This window comes from Corallincola holothuriorum, from assembly GCF_003336225.1.
GTDB classification, from domain to species: domain Bacteria; phylum Pseudomonadota; class Gammaproteobacteria; order Enterobacterales; family Neiellaceae; genus Corallincola; species Corallincola holothuriorum.
Window position 1 is genome coordinate 229,025 of record NZ_QPID01000001.1, and the last position, 21,268, is coordinate 250,292.

The following is a 21,268-nucleotide window of genomic DNA, read 5'->3' on the forward strand; positions in this document are numbered from 1 at the left end:
ATGCGGCTTTGGCGCGCCAAAATGGTGCTTTTCAAACAACTGTTTGTCTAAAATGTGATCCGCATATCATTTTTGGGGTAATAACTTTATATCCCGAAAGTAATATGATGGTTAGGGCGTAAAAAAATACGACATTAAAAAAATAAATAGAGGCTCTTAAGGGCCGAGTGAGTCGGATGTGAAAAAACAAAGACCCGTTAATTTAGACCTAGCAACAATTCGCTTTCCAGCGACGGCCATTGCGTCGATATTGCACCGCGTCAGTGGCGTCATTATGTTTGTTGCAATTGCTATTCTACTTTGGCTACTAAATATTTCTCTTACCTCAGAATCCGGATTTAATGAAGTAAAGGCGATGATTGATGGCTGGTTTGTTGGTTTTGTCCTGTGGGGCATTCTGACAGCGCTGGCATATCACTTTGTCGGTGGCATTCGTCACTTATTACAGGATCTTGGATATTTTGAAGAACTCGAAAGTGGTATTCGCTCTGCCCATGTAGGTTTTGCGCTCACCGCTGTTCTGTCTGTTTTGGCGGGGGTATGGGTATGGTAACTAATGCTGCTATGTTAGGCCGAAGTGGCGTGCATGACTTTGTCTTGTTACGTGCGTCGGCGATTGTTTTAGCTCTCTATTCAATTTTTATTGTCGGTTTTGCTCTTTTTACACCAGAGATGACCTACGGCGTATGGCACGGCTTGTTCAGCACATTAGCCATGAAGGTTTTCACTTTTCTCGCATTAATCGGTCTGCTTGTGCACTGCTGGATCGGAATGTGGCAAGTGTTAACTGATTACATAAAGTGCTCGGCGCTGCGTGCCGCATTACAGTTCTTCATTAATTTAACTGCAGTTGCTTACGTCGCCGCAGGTCTGTTTATTCTCTGGGGGGTCAAGTGAGCATTCCAACATTTGAATTCGATGCCGTCGTCATCGGCGCCGGTGGTGCCGGTATGCGCGCCGCACTGCAAATTTCTGAAGAGGGCAAGTCTTGCGCTTTACTCTCCAAAGTCTTTCCTACTCGTTCACATACGGTCTCTGCTCAAGGTGGCATCACCGTTGCGTTGGGTAATGCCCACGATGACGATTGGCAATGGCATATGTATGACACGGTAAAAGGTTCCGATTATATCGGTGATCAGGACGCCATTGAGTACATGTGTAAAACCGGCCCAGAGGCGATCATTGAATTAGAAAAGATGGGGCTGCCTTTTTCTCGCTTTGAAAATGGTCGTATTTATCAACGCCCATTCGGTGGCCAATCAAAAGCATTTGGGGGCGAACAGGCCGCACGCACGGCCGCTGCCGCTGACCGAACTGGTCATGCTTTATTGCACCTCCTTTATCAACAGAACATTAAGAACAAGACCAAGGTATTTAGTGAGTGGTACGCACTGGATTTGGTTAAGAACCAAGATGGGCACATTGTTGGTTGTACCGCCATTGATATCGATTCAGGACAGGTTGTCTATTTCAAAAGTAAAGCGACGGTATTAGCCACTGGTGGTGCTGGTCGGATTTATGCTTCAACCACTAATGCGCATATTAATACTGGTGATGGCGTTGGTATGGCGCTGCGTGCCGGGGTTCCGGTTCAAGATATGGAGATGTGGCAGTTTCATCCCACAGGTATCGCTGGCGCGGGCGTGTTGGTGACTGAAGGGTGTCGCGGTGAAGGTGGCTATCTACTAAATAAAGATGGCGAACGCTTTATGGAACGCTATGCGCCAAATGCCAAAGATTTGGCTGGCCGTGACGTTGTTGCGCGTTCGATTATGACGGAGATCCGTGAGGGGCGCGGTTGCGATGGCCCTTGGGGCCCGCATGCTAAATTGAAACTCGACCATTTGGGCGAAGAGGTACTTGAGTCCCGTTTGCCTGGCATTTGCGAGTTATCACGCACCTTTGCCCATGTTGATCCCGTGAAAGAGCCGATCCCAGTGATCCCAACCTGTCATTACATGATGGGTGGTATACCTACTCAGGTGAGTGGCCAGGCGATCACTGTTGATGCGCAGGGTAACGAGAAGCCTGTAATTGGTTTGTTCGCTGTCGGCGAGATCGCTTGCGTATCGGTTCATGGGGCAAACCGCCTTGGTGGCAATTCACTATTGGATTTGGTGGTGTTTGGTCGTGCGGCAGGTAAACACTTGGGTGAAGCGCTTGATGCCATGAGCGAATCCCGTGATGCCTCTGAGTCAGACTTGGAAGCCAGCTTAGCGCGTATGAATCGGTGGAACAGCACCCAGCAGGGTGAAGATCCGGTGCAAATTCGTAAAGACCTGCAGCAGTGTATGCAGTTGAATTTCTCAGTGTTCAGGGAAGGCAACGCGATGGCTGAAGGCATGAAAGAGTTGGGTGAGATACGCGAGCGTTTAGCTAATGCGCGACTTGATGATACGAGCCAGCAGTTCAACACCCAGCGAATTGAATGCATGGAGTTGGATAACCTGATGGAAACGGCTTACGCCACAGCTAAATCTGCCAATTTCAGAACGGAAAGCCGTGGCGCACATAGCCGTGAAGATTATCTCGAACGAGATGATGGTAACTGGCTGTGCCACACCCTCTATATGCCTGAGTCAGAAGAGATGCTTAAGCGAGATGTCAATATGACGCCTAAGCTGCGTGATGCGTTTCCGCCAAAAGCTCGTACATACTAAGGGAGTATCGCAGTAATGAAAGTCGTATTTTCGCTATACCGTTACAACCCGGACGTAGATAACGCGCCAAGCATGAAGGATTACACACTTGAAGTGCCTGAAGGCTCAGACATGATGGTGTTGGACGCTTTGATCTTGCTGAAGGAGCAAGATCCGACATTGGCATTTAGACGGAGCTGTCGTGAAGGCGTTTGCGGTTCCGACGGTGTCAATATGAATGGTAAGAACGGCTTAGCTTGTATTACCCCGCTGTCAGATCTGTTGGTTGGCGGCAAAGTGATTCTTCGGCCGCTACCAGGATTGCCTGTTGTTCGTGATCTGGTGGTTGATATGGCTCAGTTCTATGAAAACTATGAACGTATCAAACCGTACCTGATTAACGATGGTAAACAGCCGCCAGCACGTGAACACCTGCAGAGCCCGGAAGAGCGTGCCAAGCTTGATGGCTTATATGAATGTATTCTCTGTGCATGTTGCTCAACGTCGTGCCCATCGTTCTGGTGGAATCCTGATAAATTTGTCGGTCCAGCGGGTTTGTTACAGGCGTATCGCTTCCTTGCTGATAGCCGTGACACTGCCACAGATGAACGTCTGTCAGAATTAGACGATGCATTTAGTGTATTTCGTTGCCATGGCATTATGAATTGTGTCAGTGTCTGTCCTAAGGGATTAAACCCAACGAAAGCTATCGGCCATATTAAGTCGATGCTTTTACAGCGGGCTGTTTAGTAGTTAAGACGTCAGGCATTTGTGCTTGGTTTACGTACGACTAAATAGCTATTCGGTTACGAATGGCTATTTTTTTGAGAGTTACACCACCGGCCAGGGGTGAGAAAACAAGAGATGGAAGAAGTCGCAATGCAGGCGTGGTGGGAGTCCAGCCACTTTGCTGGAGCCAATGCAGCCTATATAGAGCCGCTGTATGAAGCCTACTTAGAAGATCCTGATTCTGTTGATATAGAGTGGCGACGTATTTTCGATAAGTTGCCGATAGTTAAGCCTGAATCGACAGAACAGTCACACATTAAAATACGCGAGTATTTTCGGACGTTAGCTAAAGAGGGCAACCGCGGCGGCGGGCAAGTCTCAGATCCGGAGCTAGATGCAAAGCAGGTGAAAGTCCTGCAGCTCATCAACGCGTTCCGTTTTCGCGGTCATCAACACGCAAACCTAGATCCCTTAGGGTTATGGCGCCAGGAACGAGTCCTTGACCTTGATCCGAGCTTTCATAATCTTGAAGGTGACGATTTTGAGCGCGAGTTTAATGTTGGTTCATACCAAGGTGGTAGGGAAACCATGCCCCTTGGAGAGCTTATTGATGCACTGAAGCAGACCTATTGTGGTTCTATCGGTGCAGAATATATGCATATCACTTCGACAGAAGAGAAGCGCTGGATCCAGAGCCGTTTAGAGCCGAAGCATGCAGCGGTTCATTTTTCAAAAGAAGATAAGCTTGAGTTTCTTGCTGGTTTGACCGCTGCCGAGGGATTAGAAAAGTACCTAGGTGCTAAGTTTCCTGGCGCTAAACGTTTCTCATTGGAAGGTGGTGATGCACTTATTCCGATGCTTAAAGCGTTGATCCATCATGCCGGTGAAAACGGTGCGAAGGAAGTGGTTGTCGGTATGGCGCACCGTGGCCGACTTAACGTTTTAGTAAACGTGTTAGGCAAGAAAACGGGTGAATTATTTGATGAGTTTGCCGGGAAGCATTCAGGTGGTTGGGGGTCTGGTGACGTCAAATATCATCAGGGGTTCTCATCCGACTTCGAAACGGAAGGGGGTAAGGTTCATTTAGCCTTAGCTTTTAACCCGTCGCACCTGGAAATTGTAAATCCTGTGGTATTGGGCTCGGTTCGGGCACGTTTAGACCGCCGTGGTAACCCTGATACTAATACTGTGCTGCCTATTACTTTGCATGGCGATTCGGCGATAGCCGGGCAGGGTGTCGTGCAAGAAACCTTTAATATGTCCCAAGCGCGGGCGTTTAAGGTTGGCGGTACCGTGCGTATCGTGATCAACAATCAGGTTGGTTTTACTACGTCTAATCAAGAAGATACCCGTTCAACACAATATTGTACCGATATCGCTAAGATGGTGCAGGCGCCTATTTTCCACGTTAATGCTGATGACGTTGAAGCGGTGGTCGAAGTGACCAAACTGGCGCTGGATTTTCGTAATACCTTCAAACGTGATGTGTTAATCGACCTCATCTGTTATCGCCGTCATGGCCATAATGAAGCGGATGAACCTAATGCTACTCAGCCGTTAATGTACCAAAAGATCCGCAAACATCCGACGCCGCGTAAGCACTACGCTGACCGTTTGATGGCTGAGGGTACTTTGGAGCAGAGCGAAGTCTCACAAATCAACAATGATTATCGTGAGTCGCTGGACCAGGGCGAGTGCATGGTTAAAGAGTGGCGGCCGATGGAGTCACACTCTGTCGATTGGACGCCATATCTTGGCCATGATTGGGATGCGAATTATGACTCTACTGCTTCAGTAGAACGATTACAGCATTTGGGCGCGCTGATGTGCAGTTACCCCGAAGGTCATAAACTGCAATCCCGCGTTGCCAAAATCTATAATGATCGTTTAGCCATGATTAATGGTGAACGTGCGCTTGATTGGGGCGCTGCAGAAACCTTAGCTTACGCCACGCTGCTGGATGAAGGTTATGATATTCGTTTAACCGGGCAAGATAGCGGCCGTGGAACCTTCTTTCATCGGCACGCAGTATTACACAGTCAGCAAGATGCAACGGCGCTCATTCCGTTGAAACACCTACATGAGAAGCAGGGTAAGTTCGAAGTATTCGATTCGGTATTGTCGGAAGAAGCGGTACTGGCATTTGAGTATGGTTATACCACTGCTGAGCCTCGTGGCTTAACGATATGGGAAGCGCAATTTGGCGATTTTGCCAACGGCGCACAGGTCGTTATAGACCAGTTCTTAAGTTCCGGTGAGCAAAAATGGGGACGTCTATGTGGTCTAACGCTGCTGTTGCCTCATGGTTATGAAGGACAGGGGCCAGAGCACTCATCTGCAAGGTTGGAGCGTTTTCTACAGCTGTGTGCTGACCATAATATGCAGGTGTGTGTACCGTCGACTCCTGCGCAGGTATTTCATATGCTTCGGCGTCAGGTGCTTCGTAAGATGCGCCGGCCACTAATCGTCATGTCACCTAAGTCGCTGCTGCGTTTGCCTGCAGCTAGCTCTTCTTTAGATGAGCTGTCAAACGGGCGTTTCCACAATGCGATACGTGAAGTTGAGGATATCGATCCGAAAAACGTAGAGCGTGTCGTATTGTGCTCTGGCAAGGTGTATTACGATCTGGCTGAACAACGACGTAAGTCCGAGATTAATAATATTGCCATCATCCGAATCGAGCAGCTCTATCCTTTCCCTCATGAATGTCTGGCTGAAATTTTTAAAGACTATCAGCATGTTAAAGACTTCGTTTGGTGTCAGGAGGAACCTCAGAACCAAGGTGCTTGGTATTGTAGTCAGCACCATTTCTGGACTGCTATTCCGAAAGGAGCCTCTTTGGTATACGCCGGGCGCGAAGCATCGGCAGCACCGGCGGTGGGTTACGCCTCTGTACATATTGCTCAACAACAGGCGTTAGTGAACGACGCACTGATGATTGATAGCTAATTGCTAGGAAGGAACGAATAAAAATGACAATCGAGATTAAAGTCCCGGTACTCCCTGAATCAGTTGCTGATGCCACAGTTGCGACCTGGCATAAACAACCTGGAGAGGCAATTGCTCGTGACGAAAATATCGTTGATATCGAGACTGATAAAGTTGTTCTCGAAGTAGTAGCGCCTGAAGACGGTACCTTGGTAGAGATCATCCATCCCGAAGGTGACACTGTGTTGGCGGAGCAAGTGATTGCTAAGTTCAAGGCGGGTGCAGTCGCAGGACAGGAAGTGGCTCCAGCTCAAGCAGCACAGGCACCGGCAGCCAGTGAGGCCGCTGAAGCTGCTTCAAATGATGTCTTGAGCCCTTCGGTTCGCCGTATCTTGGGTGAGAAAGGTATCACTGAAGCGCATGCCATCGCGGAAATTAAGGGCACAGGTAAGGGCGGTCGCATCACTAAAGAAGATGTCGACGCCTATGCTGCAAAAGCGCCGGCCCCAGCAGGTGCTGCCGTAGCTGCAGTTGCACCTGGGCGCAGCGAAAAACGCGTACCGATGACTCGTTTGCGTAAGCGTATTGCCGAACGTCTGCTTGAAGCAAAGCAGTCTACAGCCATGTTGACAACCTTCAATGAAGTTAACATGAAGCCAATCATGGATATCCGTAAGCAGTATCAAGAGCAGTTTGAAAAGAAGCACGGTATTCGCTTGGGCTTTATGTCTTTCTATGTGAAGGCTGTGACCGAAGCATTGAAGCGTTATCCAGAAGTAAATGCATCCCTTGATGGTGATGATCTGGTTTATCACAACTATTTCGATATCAGTATTGCAGTATCAACGCCCCGCGGTTTGGTGACGCCAGTACTAAAAGATGCTGATACGCTGTCGTTAGCACAAACTGAGGACGCCATTAAGCAGCTGGCGCTTAAAGGGCGTGATGGTAAGTTGACTGTTGATGAGATTATGGGTGGCAACTTTACCATCACTAACGGTGGTGTGTTCGGCTCGCTAATGTCGACGCCAATCATCAACCCGCCGCAAAGTGCGATCCTGGGGATGCATAAGATCCAGCCACGCCCTATGGCCGTTGATGGCAAGGTAGAGATTTTACCTATGATGTATCTGGCGCTGTCGTACGATCATCGAATTATCGATGGCAAGGAGTCGGTTGGCTTCTTGGTGACGATTAAAGAACTATTAGAAGACCCAACACGTCTTCTGTTGGATCTCTAAATTTAAGTTTGCCCCGCTTTAGCGGGGTCAATAAAGAGCTGAGGGCATATAAATGCCCAGGCTATGTTCCCATCATTCAAACTGGATAATGTCCAATGAACTTGCATGAGTATCAGGCAAAACAACTGTTTGCCGAATATGGACTGCCTGTCTCCGAAGGTTTCGCGGTAGATACACCGCAAGCAGCCGTTGAAGCTGCTGATCGAATCGGCGGTGACATGTGGGTAGTAAAATGTCAGGTACACGCCGGCGGTCGCGGAAAAGCGGGCGGTGTAAAACTGGCGAAGAAGAAAGACGAAATTAAGGCCTTTGCCCAAGAGTGGTTAGGTAAGAATTTGGTCACTTATCAAACTGACGAAAAAGGTCAGCCTGTTACTAAGATTTTGGTTGAATCATGCTCTGATATCGACCAAGAGCTCTACCTGGGTGCCGTCGTTGACCGAGCCACGCAGCGTGTTGTTTTTATGGCATCAACTGAAGGTGGCGTAGAAATTGAAAAGGTAGCGGAAGAAACACCTGAACTCATTCATAAAGCAATGATTGATCCTTTGGTTGGCCCGCAAGCTTATCAAGCGCGTGATTTGGCTTTTAAATTGGGCCTTGTGGGACAACAGATACGCCAGTTCACCAAGATCTTTATGGGTCTGGGTAAAATGTTCACCGATTATGATTTTGCCCTGTTGGAGATCAACCCGCTGGTTATCACTAAACAGGGTGATCTGCATTGCTTAGATGGCAAGATCAATATCGATAGCAACGCTATGTATCGCCAGCCTAAACTGCAAGAGATGCATGATCCGTCGCAGGAAGATGCTCGTGAAGCGCATGCAGCCCAATGGGAACTGAACTACGTAGCGCTTGATGGCAGCATTGGTTGTATGGTCAATGGTGCGGGCTTGGCAATGGCGACGATGGACATTGTAAACCTGCATGGTGGTGAGCCAGCTAACTTCCTCGATGTTGGTGGTGGTGCAACGAAAGATCGCGTGGTTGAAGCATTCAAAATTATTCTGTCTGACGACAATGTAAAAGCTGTCTTGGTGAATATTTTTGGTGGCATCGTTCGCTGTGACTTGATTGCGGATGGCATCATTGGTGCAGTAGAAGAAGTGGGTGTCGAAGTGCCAGTAGTGGTTCGTTTAGAAGGCAACAATGCAGAGTTAGGTGCTAAGAAATTGGCTGATTCTGGATTAAACATTATTGCAGCAACTAGCCTGACTGACGCAGCTCAGCAAGTGGTTAAAGCAGCGGAGGCTAACCAATGAGTGTTTTGATTAATAAAGATACTAAGGTTATCTGCCAAGGTTTTACCGGTGGTCAGGGTACTTTCCACTCGGAGCAGGCCATCGAGTATGGTACGCAGATGGTCGGTGGCGTAAGCCCAGGTAAAGGCGGACAGACGCATTTAGGCCTTCCTGTATTTAATACCGTCAGCGAGGCTGTGGCAGCGACTGGCGCAACAGCGTCAGTTATTTATGTACCAGCTCCTTTTTGTAAAGATGCGATCCTTGAAGCAATTGACGCTGGTATTAAGCTGATTGTCACTATTACTGAAGGTATACCAACATTGGATATGCTGGAAGTGAAGATCAAGCTTGACCAATCTGGCGTACGCATGATTGGACCTAACTGCCCAGGCGTCATTACACCGGGTGAATCTAAGATCGGCATCATGCCTGGTCATATTCATAAGCCGGGTAAGGTGGGTATTGTTTCCCGCTCAGGAACGTTGACCTATGAAGCGGTTAAACAAACAACCGATGAAGGCTTTGGTCAGTCAACTTGTGTAGGTATCGGTGGTGACCCTATCCCTGGCACAAACTTCATTGATGTTTTGGCTATGTTTGAGAAAGATCCTCAAACTGAAGCTATCGTGATGATTGGTGAGATTGGTGGTACAGCAGAAGAAGAAGCAGCGGCCTTTATTAAGGCTAACGTGACTAAGCCAGTCGTTTCCTATATTGCTGGTGTTACAGCGCCCGCAGGCAAACGTATGGGCCATGCTGGTGCCATCATTGCAGGCGGGAAAGGAACAGCAGACGAGAAATTTGCTGCCCTTGAAGACGCTGGCGTTAAAACAGTACGTAGCCTTGCTGATATCGGTGCGGCACTAAGAGAGATTGCTGGCTGGTAATTTCCGGTGCGCTAACCTCTGAGAGGCCACCTTAAGGGTGGCCTTTTTCGTTTCTGTTTTTGCCACGGCTGCGCAGGCGATAAAAGTGAGCGAAATAGGATCACTCTTTTAGCGGTCTCTATTTCAACTATTAGATATTTTGTCTGGAGAGCACATTGGCTATTTGGGAGCGCTGTCGCGCATGGGTGTTTCAACTCGTGTTCTTTGTCTTGGTATGGTGGGTTGTTCAGTGGCTTTATACGCAGAAGCTGCTCGACGTGGGAGAAACGCTTCCCGCCTTTGAGCTTGTTACGCTGGAGCAGGAGGTCGTTTCTAGTGATTCGTTACGAGGGCGCCCAACGTTGCTCTATTTTTTTGCCCCTTGGTGTGGCGTATGCCACTTCAGTATTGATGCGGTAGACGATCTTAAGCTGAGTAATCCAAATCTGAATGTCATTGCGGTAGCTTTGGACTATCAGTCAACGACTGAAGTCGATGAGTTCATTGCTCAACATGATTTAACTATACCTGTGGTTTTAGGTGACAGGGCGATGGCCAATGCATATAAAATCACAGCTTTCCCTACCTATTACACGATAGATTCTGCAGGCATTGTTGTCTCAAAGGATATGGGGGTAACAACTTCGGCCGGTTTGTTGGCCAGAACTTGGTTGGCAAAACAATAAGTGGCGGATTTTTTTACATTCCCTAATCATATTGCGCTAGAAAACGCGCTGTAAACTTCTTTTAAAGTTGCTTAGGGAAGTGTTTGTCGATGCTTCATCGAATTGTCACATTTTACAGCTATTTTTAAAGACTTTTTTGCGCAAACCCGCGTCCTGTCGGTGCCTCAGAGAGGTTGGCTACATTTGCACAAAATTAGGGCAATTTGGCTGCAGGCCGCGTCGTTTCTGGGCTGAAGTCAGTTATCCACCAAAACTGTGGATAAGTGTGTTGATAGCTATGTTACACATGCCTAGAGGCCGCATTGTTACGTTTCGAATTGCCGATTCGTTACTATTGCTTGATGGTTTTAACGCATTGATTTTAAGTTGTTTTTATAATCATTTGTTCGTTAGATAAACGCAGCGGTTAAAAATTGTACAGCTTCTTGTTGTTACATTGTCGCTGTGCATTACTTTCTTAAAACAATAAAAAAACAAGAGATTTTTTTGAATTTTTCGTTCCATAGTCTAGATTGTGTGAGCTTTCTCATGTCAAGGCTTTTTAGGCAAAAGATTGTAGTGAAAATGAGAAAATAAGGCGCTAGATCAAGTTTAGTTTGCTCATCGCCTGCGCTCAGCCCAATATTCTTTAAAGATTCATATACTCTGGTAAATAGTGATCTTTTTAGGTGTTTGTCCGTTAATGATTTGCGAACCTTAAATTTATTCATCTTTTTGTCATGATTTGTGACCTTTTGATTTTGTTCTGTAGCAGATGAGATGGGTGATCCGAGCAGTTAAACCATGTATATTCATAACCCCTGATTTGTTTGGCCTTCTGAATGCAAAATCTGCTCTCATCCCCTATAGCACCAACCTTAAAACGTATGACTTTACCCATTTGCCTGGGGATGGTGATGCTGATGAGTTTTAATTTGGTGGACACTTTTTTCATTAGCTTGTTGGGGACTGAGCCATTAGCGGCAATTAGCTTTACCTTCCCTGTGACCTTTTCAATTATCAGTATGGTGATTGGCTTAGGAATTGGTACTTCAGCAGTGCTCGGGCGATTTGCTGGTCAGGGAAAATCAGAAGAGGCCAAAGCCCATGGTACGGCCGCGATCTATTTAACCGCCTTGTTGGTTGCAAGCTTATCTTTAGTGACCTTTTTGCTTGCTGATGAGATCTTTTCACTTCTAGGCGCTTCTGACGCGCAGATACGCTTAGTCATGGAGTATATGAACTTATGGCTTTTAGGTAGTGTGTTCTTGGCCTTGCCTATGGTCGGTAATGCTGTATTTAGAGCTAACGGGGAAACTAAGCTACCGAGCCTTTACATGGCGCTTGGTGGTGCGATCAATGCGGTATTAGATCCACTGTTGATATTTGGTATTGGGCCATTTCCAGAGATGGGGATCAGCGGGGCGGCGTTAGCCAGTGTCATTTCATTTTTTATCGGCTCTGTCATTATCATCACCGTACTAGCAAATCGTCATGGTTTAATTAATTGGTTTCCGTCTGCCGGGCTCCTCCAAGCTTGGCAACGCATTTTGAATATTGCTTTGCCTGCGGCAGGTGCAAATATGCTCACGCCGTTGGCTATGGCCGTCATGACAGCTATGGTTGCAAGTTACGGTGCTGCTGCGGTGGCTGCGTACGGCGTTGGTACTCGTCTAGAGTCAATTGCCAGCCTAGTGGTGTTGGCCTTGTCTATGTCATTGCCGCCGCTAGTGAGCCAAAATCATGGTGCAGGTAACTGGCTCCGAGTCCGAGAAGCTTACTTGTTGGCGATTAAGTTTGTAATGATTTGGCAAGGGGTTGTTTACCTACTTTTGTTGGCTACAGGTGGCTTCATCGCTAGTGCGTTTAGTCAGGATGAATCTGTTGCCGATATCATTATGTTGTTTATCTTAATCCTTCCATTTGGGTATGGTTTTCAAGGCGTGACGATTTTGACAAACTCCAGCTTTAATGCGCTCCATCAACCTCACCGAGCACTGTTACTTAGTTTTGCGCGCTTCTTCCTCTTCTTTGTGCCTTTGGCTTATTTGGGGGGGCAGTGGTTTGGTATCCAAGGCCTGTTTCTCGGTGGTTTGGTCGGTACCATACTGACCGGGGTGATTGCTTTCTGTTGGTTTCGCAAACAGCTTAATTTACATCTGCAGGAGGCATAATGAGTAAGCCTTTTAAGCTCCATTCCCAATTTGCACCGGCCGGTGATCAGCCGCAGGCAATCGAAAAGTTGATTGATGGTCTGGAAGCGGGATTAGCGCACCAGACCTTATTGGGAGTAACGGGTTCAGGTAAAACCTTTACCATGGCGAATGTGATCGCTGAGCTAAACCGGCCAACTTTAATCATGGCTCACAATAAGACATTGGCGGCGCAGCTTTATGGAGAAATGAAAGAGTTTTTCCCTAACAACGCTGTTGAGTATTTTGTCTCTTATTACGATTACTATCAGCCCGAAGCCTACGTGCCGACCACGGATACCTTCATCGAAAAAGATGCGGCCGTTAATGCTCATATTGAGCAGATGCGTCTATCTGCAACTAAAGCACTGATGGAGCGTCGAGATGTTATTTTGGTGGCCTCTGTGTCCGCCATTTATGGCCTTGGGGATCCGGACGCTTACTTAAAAATGCTATTGCACCTTCGGGTTGGCGACATGATTGATCAACGTGCGATCCTGCGCCGTTTGGCGGAGCTGCAATACACTCGCAATGACGTTGAGTTCCAGCGTGCTAATTACCGGGTGAGGGGAGATGTGATTGATATTTTTCCAGCCGAGTCAGATAGAAATGCAATCAGAGTCGAATTGTTTGACGAAGAGATTGAGCGCTTAGTCGAATTTGATCCTTTGACTGGCGCGCAGGAGCGAGTGTTACAGCGTTATACCATCTACCCTAAGTCTCATTACGTGACGCCGCGGGAACGGATACTGGAAGCCGCTGAATCGATAAAGCTAGAACTGAAAGAGCGACGAGAGCAGTTGCTATCCATCAATAAACTGGTTGAAGAGCAGCGCATTTCGCAGCGTACTATGTTCGATATCGAGATGATGAACGAATTAGGCTATTGCTCCGGCATTGAGAATTACTCACGTTATTTGTCTGGTCGCACACCGGGCGAGCCACCACCAACGCTGATTGATTATCTACCGGCAGATGGGCTGGTTATTTTAGATGAATCCCATGTGACCGTGCCGCAGATCGGAGCCATGTACAAGGGCGACCGCTCCCGCAAAGAAACCTTGGTCGAGTTTGGCTTTCGTCTCCCTTCGGCCTTGGACAACCGGCCGCTACGCTTTGAAGAGTTTGAGGCGATCGCACCGCAAACTATCTATGTCTCGGCGACGCCGGGAAAATATGAGTTAGAGCGTTCAGGCGGTGATGTGATTGAGCAAGTTGTTCGTCCTACGGGCTTGTTGGATCCGGAAATCGAAGTTCGTCCAGTGGCTACACAAGTGGACGATTTGATGTCAGAAATAAATCAACGTGTGGCGCTCAATGAGCGTGTATTGGTAACGACACTTACCAAGCGTATGGCGGAGGATCTGTCGGAGTATTTGGACGAACATGGTATACGCGTGCGCTATCTGCATTCTGATATTGATACCGTTGAGCGGGTAGAGATTATTCGGGATCTGCGTTTGGGTGAATTTGATGTGTTGGTAGGTATCAACCTATTACGAGAAGGTTTGGATATGCCAGAAGTGTCTCTGGTTGCCATTCTGGATGCCGACAAAGAGGGCTTTTTGCGCTCCGACCGCTCATTGATTCAAACCATGGGGCGTGCAGCACGTAATGTTCGGGGTAAAGCTATCTTATATGGTGACAAAATCACCGGCTCTATGCAGCGTGCGATTGATGAAACGACTCGCCGTCGAGCTAAGCAGGAAGCACATAACCTTGAGAATGGCATTGTCCCAACTGGGCTTAATAAGAAAATTGCTGACGTCATGGATTTAGGTCAGAAGTCAGGTAAAAAACAGAATAAAGCGTTGGCTATTGCCGAGCGAAAGGCGAGTTATGTACCTGCAGATCCTGCTCAGTTGGCGAAGCAGATCGCCGAACTAGAAGCAAAGATGTATGAACATGCAAAAAATTTGGAATTTGAAGAGGCCGGGCGTATACGTGATCAAGTGAAACAGTTGCAACACTCTATGGTTGTAAGCTGAGCCCGCAGCGATGAAATAACTTTTGCCAAGTTTGCTGCTGGTGTTTAGCGGCTGTTTTGATACGTTGATAGTAACCGTCATCACTGGTCAATAAACCTATAGTGTTGCTCACCTCAGTGTCACCATACAGTGGACGTAGCAACGGCTTCACCTCCTGCAGTTCTCGTAATAATTGCGAGACTACTGGTTGTACGGTGGTTGCATAGTAACCACGCAAATACCCCTTAAGCCTTTTCGCAGCGGGGCTTGGTTTGTTGTCTATACAAGTGACTTCGGGTAGCTTAACTCGTAATAACGCATTGGTGATGGCGAGCCAAGCAAGGGTGTTCTCGCTGTCTATAGCTAGCTGCCCCAGATAGTGATTGCCTTGGAGCTGGTACAGTATTTGTTCAAAAGATTGATCTAGTTGCTGGGCAAACGTTATTGTTTGATGCATCTGTTCGTTTAGCCGGGAGAGACCTTCGATAGCAGTGGAACGGCCGCGGCGGGGCAAGTGACGCTGGCTTGGCGGTTTAAATAGGCCGCGAATTATTGGATCACTCCACAGTACCTTTTGCCATACACTGGCGAGCTGTTGCTGTTTGGTTTCTCTCAGCGTTTTTAACCATTTTATTTGCTCATTGCTTTGCTGCTGTTTAAGGCATAGCTCCAAGGTTGAGAGCAGTTGTGTCTCATAAATCAGTTGTTGAGACGCCGTCATTACTTTCCCTAAAATGCTATTTCGCTCTCCCATGCGTAGTGTTAAGCCACATTCTCTGTACTGCCAGATCTCTGTCATGCTGTAGCGGATCTCTTTTAACGGGGGCGTCTTGTCCGCAGCGGATGGAAGGGGAGAAACGGCGGAGATTAAGGGAGGGGTTAGCTCTAGGTGCTCATCTCCTAGTAACCGGTTGAGGCGAATATGGTTTTGATAAAGAGCCTCGTCGGCGGGCGAAATTTTGCTGCAGCTCAACAACAAAAAGCTGCAGCACAAAAGGTAGATGAGTTTGGTTGTTGCTATCGCTTTTGCCAATGGCTTTTAACTCGATATTGATTCAGACGTAGGCCAAACAAAATCGCCGCGGAGCTAAGGCCTGCAATAAAGCCGATCCAGAATCCTTTCGCCCCCATCGCAGGTACCATTATGTCTGTCATACCCAAGATGTAGCCGATCGGTAAACCGATGCCCCAATAGGCGGCGAGTGTGATGATAAATATCGCCTTACTGTCCTTATAACCGCGCAGAGCACCTGCGCCTATTGCTTGAACTGTATCCGGTAATTGATAGATCGCGGCAAGTAACAACAGGGACGCTGCCAAGTCAATGACATGATTGTCGTCAGTGTAGACATCTGCGATCAGGTTTCTTAGGACTACAGTCGCAACGGCAGTGACTAAAGCTATTAGTAGGCCAAAGGCGATGCCACTTTTTACGGAATAAAGCGCATCTTCGGATCGTTTTGCGCCTAGATTTATACCAACACGTATCGTGACAGCCATGCCAATTGACAGCGGGATCATAAATATCATCGAACTAAAGTTGATCGCTACTTGATGTCCGGCTACATGAGCTGCTCCTAATGGGGCAACCAGCAGAGCAACCACAGCAAACAATGAGACTTCAAAAAACAGACTCAATGAGATTGGAATGCCGAGCCTTAAAAGGCTGCGGATCTGGTGCCAGTGCAATGCCGGTATGACTTCGACTAATGACACTTTCTTGTAATGCGGATGCCTGCGAACATACAGCATCATCCCTAGCATCATGCACCAGTTAACAATGGCCGTTGCCCAACCACAGCCTGCGCCCCCAAGCGCTGGCAGACCAAACTTACCGTAGATAAAGACATAGTTAGCTGGCACGTTAAGGATCAGTCCTAGTAACCCAATCAGCATGATGGGGCGCGTAAAGTCCATCCCCTCAGACATGTTTCGTAGTACTTGGAATACAACAAATGCGGGTGCCGACCAGACAATTCCTTTGAGGTAGCCAAGAGTAAGCTCAGCCAAATGGGGATCATCAACCATGCTTTCAATAATGATTGGCACTACGGGTGAGCAGAGCAGAAGTATGGCAACCATGGCCAGCCCAAGGTAGCCTGTTTGCCAAACAGCATTGGCTATTTTGTGCTGCGCTTGTGCACCATAGTAGTGTGCAGTGATAGGTGACAGCGCCATAATTAAGCCTTGAACCAGCAATAGCACCGGTAGCCAGATGCTTGTTGCGACGGCAACAGCTGCGAGATCTGTCGGAGACACTGTACCTGCCATCGTCGTGTCTATAAATGACATGACCGTAGTGGCGAGGTTGGCGGCAAATATCGGCAGACATAGGCGTAGGATCTGCCTTATTTCGCGCGTAAACTTAGCGCTGATTACTTTCATTCTTAACCTAATAAAACTTCTTGGAGGCGCATGTTTACAGGAATCGTGCAGTGTAGTGCAAGGGTCAGTAGTTTTGAACATAAAGCTAATATTAGCCGTTTGACGGTTATGCCGCCGGACACCTCTTATTTACAGCGTCTTACGACTGGTGCAAGCATCGCGATTAATGGTGTTTGCTTGACTGTGGTTAGCTTTGATAGTGAGTCCGTGAGCTTTGATCTGATCAACGAAACTCTGCAACGTTCTAATTTGGCTCAGCTAACCCTTGGTTCGTTTGTGAATTTTGAGCGAGCAGCAAAATGGGGTGACGAGATAGGTGGTCATCTTTTATCTGGGCATATCCAAACCCAAGGCGTTGTTGAACAAGTGAGCGAGTGTGAAAACCAATATGATATCGAAGTTAGTATCGCCCCTGAATGGCACAAGTATGTGCTGGAAAAAGGCTATATAGCTGTAGACGGAATTAGTCTTACTGTCGGTAAGCTGACGGAAAGAGGTTTCTGGTTGCACATTATCCCGGAGACGCTGCGGCTGACCACTTTAGGTGGTAAACCTGTTGCAAGCGGCGTTAATTTGGAGATCGATGCTCAGACGCAGGCTGTCGTTGATACGGTTGAAAGGATGCTGATGAACACCAAAAACGTTTAGCGCTCGATAATTCTCGAGTGAGGCTTTTGGAACCTATTTGGCACAAAAGCGTTAAAACAACTGCTCGTCGTCACCATCGACTGCGACCGTGGTTGTGCCGTCGGCAGAGGAATGGCCAACCGTGATATGAATACTGCAACAGCAGGCTGGACAGTCTTCATAGTAGTCTTCATCACCGCCAGTACTGTCTATTTCTGCGGTGTAGTGATGACCACAGTGGGGGCATTCAATTTGTTGCTTTAGTAGCGGATCCATGATGCCGCTCCCGTGCTCAAGTCATTCCTGTTTTAGTATGGCTCTTTCTTACTGTTTATGCCTTAAGTCGGGGAAGCCACTCTTCGATTGCCTGATTCAGCTCAACCAATGATGAGAATTTTGCATCTGCGATTGCGAACTGTACCAGTGAGGCTTGGCTTGGCTCAGGCACGGCAAAGGTTGTCATTCGAGCCGCTTTGGCTGCGATGACGCCGTTGATGGAGTCCTCTATTGCAATGCATCGGGTGGCAACGACTTCTAATGCTTCAGCTCCCTTCAAATACACTTGTGGGTGCGGTTTTCCTAGGTCTAGATGTTCCGCGGATATCAGCGCTTGGAACTTATCTTTAATCTGAAATTTTTGCACCACTGCGTCAATCAGTCGCATTGGTGAAGAGCTGCAGATAGCTAATGGATATCCGCTTGCAGATAAGCGATCCATCAGCGGCAATACGCCTGCCATTGGTTTGGCTGTTTGTTCTATCTGCGTAATCACCCGATCCATAATGGCATCCTGTAACACCTGGGAAGGGGTGTCGAAAGTGAAGCGTTGCTGCCAATAAGACACCACTTCGTCGATCCGCAACCCCGTGGTTTGATAGGCCATATCTTCGGTTATGGGCACGCCGTACGATTGAAATGCTTGTGCTTCTGCAGCCCGCCATAAGGGCTCCGAATCAACGATGACGCCATCCATATCAAAAATGACAGCATCATAGTTTTCGCTCTGTTGGTGCGAGGCGGAATTGGTCGTCATAAGGCGCTCGTTTTAATATCTGGTTGTGTTTGGTTAGAACCCATTAAGAACCAAGCAAATGGTAATAGTTCAAATTGCATTTGCTACGCTCTTTTCTTATAGTGGGCGGCTATTAAAGACAATCTCGTCTAAGCACAAAAAGCATCCTCATTTGGGATGTTTTTTGTTTTTTAATTGCATGTGGCCCTTGGTGTGGGTCACCACTGTAAATAAGGATTCTAATCAATGCCTGTAATCACTCTCCCTGACGGAAGTCAACGTGTCTTCGAATCGCCCGTAACTACTATGCAGCTCGCGGCGGATATTGGTCCCGGTTTAGCTAAGGCGACCATTGCTGGCCGTGTTAATGGTGAGCTGGTGGATGCTTGTGATGTTATCAGTAGTGACGCCGAAGTCAGCATTATTACGGCGCGAGACGACGAAGGTGTTGAGATCATTCGCCACTCCTGTGCGCACTTATTAGGGCATGCCATTAAGCAGTTATGGCCAAATTGTAAAATGGCTATCGGGCCGGTGATCGACAATGGCTTTTATTACGACGTTGATCTTGACCATGCGTTGAGCCAAGACGATCTGGATGCGTTGGAAAAACGCATGCTACAGCTGGCAAAAACTAATTACGACGTTGTGAAGAAAAACGTCAGTTGGCAGGAAGCGCGAGATACGTTTGAAGCTCGAGGTGAAAGTTACAAAATCGAGATTTTAGACGAAAACGTGCCAAAAGATTCACAACCCGGCCTTTATCATCATGAAGAGTATGTTGATATGTGTCGTGGACCTCATGTGCCAAACATGAAGTTCTGCCAGCATTTTAAAGTTCAAAAAGTTGCTGGTGCTTATTGGCGCGGTAATAGTGACAATAAAATGTTGCAGCGTGTTTATGGCACGGCGTGGGCCGATAAAAAGGCGCTTAAAGCGTATTTGAAACGCTTAGAAGAAGCTGAAAAGCGTGACCACCGTAAGATCGGTAAAGCGCTGGATCTGTTCCACTGGCAGGAAGAAGCGCCTGGTATGGTGTTTTGGCACGCCGGTGGCTGGACCATTTTCAAAAATCTTGAAGATTTCATGCGTGGCCAGCTGGTGAAGTTTGGTTATGAAGAAATCCGTGCGCCATTGATTCTGGACGTAACGTTGTGGGAAAAGTCAGGTCACTGGGATAAGTATGGTGACATGATTTTCTCTACCGAATCGGAAAAGCGCGATTATGCGGTGAAACCGATGAACTGTCCTGGTCACTTACAGATCTTTAATCAAGGTTTGAAGTCGTATCGTGATCTGCCATATCGCATGGCCGAGTTTGGATTGGTGCACCGTAATGAGCCGTCTGGATCATTACATGGTTTGATGCGTGTTCGCTCATTCACTCAGGATGATGCTCACGTATTTTGTACTGAAGACCAAGTTCAGCAAGAAGTGTCGGCGTGTATCGAGATGGTGTTTGATACATACAAAACGTTCGGTTTCGATGAGATTGATGTCAAATTGTCTACGCGTCCTGAGCAACGTGTTGGATCTGATGAGGTTTGGGATAAGTCAGAGCAAGCTTTGGCTGATGCCTTGGCGGCAAATGATCTTCAATATCAAATTCAGCCAGGCGAGGGCGCCTTCTATGGCCCGAAAATTGAATTTACCTTGTATGACTGTCTTGGTCGCGCTTGGCAATGTGGCACCATCCAGCTCGATTTTTCTATGCCCGGACGTCTTGGTGCATCTTATATCGGTGAAGATGGTGAACGTCATGAACCTGTGATGATCCACCGTGCCATTTTGGGGTCGCTTGAGCGCTTTATTGGTATCTTGACAGAAAACTACGCGGGTTATTTCCCTGATTGGTTGGCACCAACACAAGCAGTCGTCATGAATATTACTGATAAACAGGGCGATTATTGCGATGAAGTGGTTAAAAAGTTGAGATCTGAAGGTTTTAGAGCAAATGCGGACTTGAGAAACGAGAAGATAGGCTTTAAAATCCGCGAGCATACTCTAAAACGCGTTCCTTATTTATTAGTAGCAGGGGACAAAGAGGTGGAATCTGGTCAAGTGGCTGTTAGAACTCGCAGAGGTAAAGATCTCGGAGTGATGCCAATTGATGATTTCATCAACCTGCTGAAGGCCAGCGTTTCTGAGAAAAGATTAGATATCGTGGAGGAATAGCCATTAAAGGCAAAGGTGGAAGAAGAGGGCCGCTGCAACAGAAGCCCGCAAACCGTTTGAACGAAGAGATCACTCTGTCAGAAGTACGCCTCGTAGGCGTAGAAGGTGAGCCTCTTGGTGTTGTTACTATCACTGAAGCGTTAGAAGCTTCAACTGCCGCAGGCATGGACTTGGTGGAAATCAGTCCAAACGCAGAGCCGCCGGTATGTCGAGTGATGGATTACGGTAAGTTCCTCTACGAGAAGAGCAAGGAACAAAAAGAGCAGCGTAAGAAAACCAAACAGATTCAGGTTAAGGAAGTTAAGTTCCGACCTGGCACAGATGAAGGCGATTACCAGGTAAAACTGCGCAACCTGGTTCGTTTTCTTGAGGCGGGAGACAAGGCCAAAGTCACACTACGTTTTCGTGGTCGTGAAATGGCCCACCAGGAGCTCGGTATCAAGTTATTGAACCGAATTAAAGAAGACCTGGTTGAGATTTGCCAAGTGGAGTCATTCCCTCATCGAGTGGAAGGTCGCCAAATGGTAATGGTACTCGCGCCAATTAAGAAGTAACTCAGGCCTACAAGTGATCGAGAGGTCCGCCTGTTTTGCTA

Annotated in this window: 18 protein-coding genes; 14 read left to right on the forward strand and 4 right to left on the reverse strand. The window is 47.6% G+C overall.

The window, feature by feature from the left end; genetic code table 11:
- Positions 1 to 178 precede the first annotated feature (178 nt).
- From sdhC to uvrB, 11 genes are all read left to right on the forward strand, one after another.
- Positions 179 to 553 (forward strand): succinate dehydrogenase cytochrome b556 subunit, encoded by a 375-nt coding sequence (gene sdhC, locus DU002_RS01065; RefSeq protein WP_114336499.1) that lies wholly within the window; start codon positions 179 to 181, stop codon positions 551 to 553.
- Positions 547 to 897: a succinate dehydrogenase, hydrophobic membrane anchor protein gene (sdhD, locus tag DU002_RS01070; RefSeq protein WP_114336849.1), complete on the forward strand. Its 351-nt coding sequence runs from the start codon at positions 547 to 549 to the stop codon at positions 895 to 897. The genes sdhC and sdhD overlap by 7 nt, the downstream gene beginning before the upstream one ends.
- Positions 894 to 2,660 (forward strand): succinate dehydrogenase flavoprotein subunit, encoded by a 1,767-nt coding sequence (gene sdhA / locus DU002_RS01075; protein ID WP_114336500.1) that lies wholly within the window; start codon positions 894 to 896, stop codon positions 2,658 to 2,660. Before sdhD ends, sdhA begins: the two co-directional genes overlap by 4 nt.
- A 15-nt stretch (positions 2,661 to 2,675) precedes the next feature.
- Positions 2,676 to 3,389, forward strand: coding sequence for a succinate dehydrogenase iron-sulfur subunit (locus DU002_RS01080; protein WP_114336501.1), 714 nt, complete (start codon positions 2,676 to 2,678; stop codon positions 3,387 to 3,389).
- Positions 3,390 to 3,503: 114 nt separating this feature from the next.
- On the forward strand, positions 3,504 to 6,317 hold the full coding sequence (sucA, locus tag DU002_RS01085) for a 2-oxoglutarate dehydrogenase E1 component (RefSeq protein WP_114336502.1): 2,814 nt from the start codon (positions 3,504 to 3,506) through the stop codon (positions 6,315 to 6,317).
- 23 nt (positions 6,318 to 6,340) lie between these two features.
- Complete coding sequence (odhB, locus tag DU002_RS01090; RefSeq protein ID WP_114336503.1) at positions 6,341 to 7,537, forward strand: 2-oxoglutarate dehydrogenase complex dihydrolipoyllysine-residue succinyltransferase; 1,197 nt, start codon at positions 6,341 to 6,343, stop codon at positions 7,535 to 7,537.
- Between the two features lie 95 nt (positions 7,538 to 7,632).
- The gene (gene sucC / locus DU002_RS01095) at positions 7,633 to 8,802 is read left to right on the forward strand and encodes an ADP-forming succinate--CoA ligase subunit beta (RefSeq protein WP_114336504.1); all 1,170 of its coding nucleotides are present in this window, start codon (positions 7,633 to 7,635) and stop codon (positions 8,800 to 8,802) included.
- Complete coding sequence (gene sucD, locus DU002_RS01100) at positions 8,799 to 9,671, forward strand: succinate--CoA ligase subunit alpha (RefSeq protein WP_114336505.1); 873 nt, start codon at positions 8,799 to 8,801, stop codon at positions 9,669 to 9,671. The genes sucC and sucD overlap by 4 nt, the downstream gene beginning before the upstream one ends.
- Positions 9,672 to 9,826: 155 nt before the next feature.
- Positions 9,827 to 10,336 (forward strand): TlpA family protein disulfide reductase, encoded by a 510-nt coding sequence (locus DU002_RS01105; protein WP_158537923.1) that lies wholly within the window; start codon positions 9,827 to 9,829, stop codon positions 10,334 to 10,336.
- A gap of 821 nt (positions 10,337 to 11,157) precedes the next feature.
- Positions 11,158 to 12,489, forward strand: coding sequence for an MATE family efflux transporter (locus tag DU002_RS01115; protein WP_114336508.1), 1,332 nt, complete (start codon positions 11,158 to 11,160; stop codon positions 12,487 to 12,489).
- Positions 12,489 to 14,495, forward strand: a complete 2,007-nt coding sequence (gene uvrB / locus DU002_RS01120; protein ID WP_114336509.1) for an excinuclease ABC subunit UvrB — start codon at positions 12,489 to 12,491, stop codon at positions 14,493 to 14,495. Before DU002_RS01115 ends, uvrB begins: the two co-directional genes overlap by 1 nt.
- Here uvrB and DU002_RS01125 read toward each other — a convergent pair.
- A complete protein-coding gene (locus tag DU002_RS01125; protein WP_158537924.1) occupies positions 14,479 to 15,447 on the reverse strand; it encodes a DUF3080 family protein in 969 nt (322 codons plus the stop codon). The two genes, uvrB and DU002_RS01125, sit on opposite strands and share 17 nt — an antisense overlap.
- Positions 15,448 to 15,491: 44 nt before the next feature.
- Complete coding sequence (locus DU002_RS01130) at positions 15,492 to 16,859, reverse strand: MATE family efflux transporter (RefSeq protein WP_114336511.1); 1,368 nt, start codon at positions 16,857 to 16,859, stop codon at positions 15,492 to 15,494.
- Between the two features lie 30 nt (positions 16,860 to 16,889).
- On the opposite strand from DU002_RS01130, the gene DU002_RS01135 reads away from it, so the two are divergent.
- Positions 16,890 to 17,507 (forward strand): riboflavin synthase subunit alpha, encoded by a 618-nt coding sequence (locus DU002_RS01135; protein ID WP_114336512.1) that lies wholly within the window; start codon positions 16,890 to 16,892, stop codon positions 17,505 to 17,507.
- A 51-nt stretch (positions 17,508 to 17,558) separates the two neighbouring features.
- Here DU002_RS01135 and DU002_RS01140 read toward each other — a convergent pair whose 3' ends face one another.
- Positions 17,559 to 17,762 (reverse strand): CPXCG motif-containing cysteine-rich protein, encoded by a 204-nt coding sequence (locus DU002_RS01140; RefSeq protein WP_114336513.1) that lies wholly within the window; start codon positions 17,760 to 17,762, stop codon positions 17,559 to 17,561.
- 55 nt (positions 17,763 to 17,817) lie between these two features.
- Positions 17,818 to 18,519 (reverse strand): hexitol phosphatase HxpB, encoded by a 702-nt coding sequence (gene hxpB / locus DU002_RS01145; RefSeq protein WP_114336514.1) that lies wholly within the window; start codon positions 18,517 to 18,519, stop codon positions 17,818 to 17,820.
- A gap of 225 nt (positions 18,520 to 18,744) precedes the next feature.
- Between hxpB and thrS the strand changes: the two genes are divergently transcribed.
- Both thrS and infC read left to right on the forward strand, forming a co-directional pair.
- A complete protein-coding gene (gene thrS, locus DU002_RS01150; RefSeq protein ID WP_114336515.1) occupies positions 18,745 to 20,673 on the forward strand; it encodes a threonine--tRNA ligase in 1,929 nt (642 codons plus the stop codon).
- Positions 20,670 to 21,227, forward strand: coding sequence for a translation initiation factor IF-3 (infC, locus tag DU002_RS01155; protein WP_407642894.1), 558 nt, complete (start codon positions 20,670 to 20,672; stop codon positions 21,225 to 21,227). Before thrS ends, infC begins: the two co-directional genes overlap by 4 nt.
- The last annotated feature ends 41 nt before the right edge of the window (positions 21,228 to 21,268 follow it).

Bases quoted from the DNA above. Each gene is read 5' to 3' on its own strand.
- sucA (WP_114336502.1), top strand. From the start codon at position 3,504: ATGGAAGAAGTCGCAATGCAGGCGTGGTGGGAGTCCAGCCACTTTGCT.
- DU002_RS01080 (WP_114336501.1), top strand. From the start codon at position 2,676: ATGAAAGTCGTATTTTCGCTATACCGTTACAACCCGGACGTAGATAAC.
- DU002_RS01135 (WP_114336512.1), top strand. From the start codon at position 16,890: ATGTTTACAGGAATCGTGCAGTGTAGTGCAAGGGTCAGTAGTTTTGAA.
- DU002_RS01115 (WP_114336508.1), top strand. From the start codon at position 11,158: ATGCAAAATCTGCTCTCATCCCCTATAGCACCAACCTTAAAACGTATG.
- sdhD (WP_114336849.1), top strand. From the start codon at position 547: ATGGTAACTAATGCTGCTATGTTAGGCCGAAGTGGCGTGCATGACTTT.
- sucC (WP_114336504.1), top strand. From the start codon at position 7,633: ATGAACTTGCATGAGTATCAGGCAAAACAACTGTTTGCCGAATATGGA.
- DU002_RS01130 (WP_114336511.1), bottom strand. From the start codon at position 16,859: ATGAAAGTAATCAGCGCTAAGTTTACGCGCGAAATAAGGCAGATCCTA.
- DU002_RS01140 (WP_114336513.1), bottom strand. From the start codon at position 17,762: ATGGATCCGCTACTAAAGCAACAAATTGAATGCCCCCACTGTGGTCAT.
- thrS (WP_114336515.1), top strand. From the start codon at position 18,745: ATGCCTGTAATCACTCTCCCTGACGGAAGTCAACGTGTCTTCGAATCG.
- uvrB (WP_114336509.1), top strand. From the start codon at position 12,489: ATGAGTAAGCCTTTTAAGCTCCATTCCCAATTTGCACCGGCCGGTGAT.
- sucD (WP_114336505.1), top strand. From the start codon at position 8,799: ATGAGTGTTTTGATTAATAAAGATACTAAGGTTATCTGCCAAGGTTTT.
- hxpB (WP_114336514.1), bottom strand. From the start codon at position 18,519: ATGACGACCAATTCCGCCTCGCACCAACAGAGCGAAAACTATGATGCT.
- odhB (WP_114336503.1), top strand. From the start codon at position 6,341: ATGACAATCGAGATTAAAGTCCCGGTACTCCCTGAATCAGTTGCTGAT.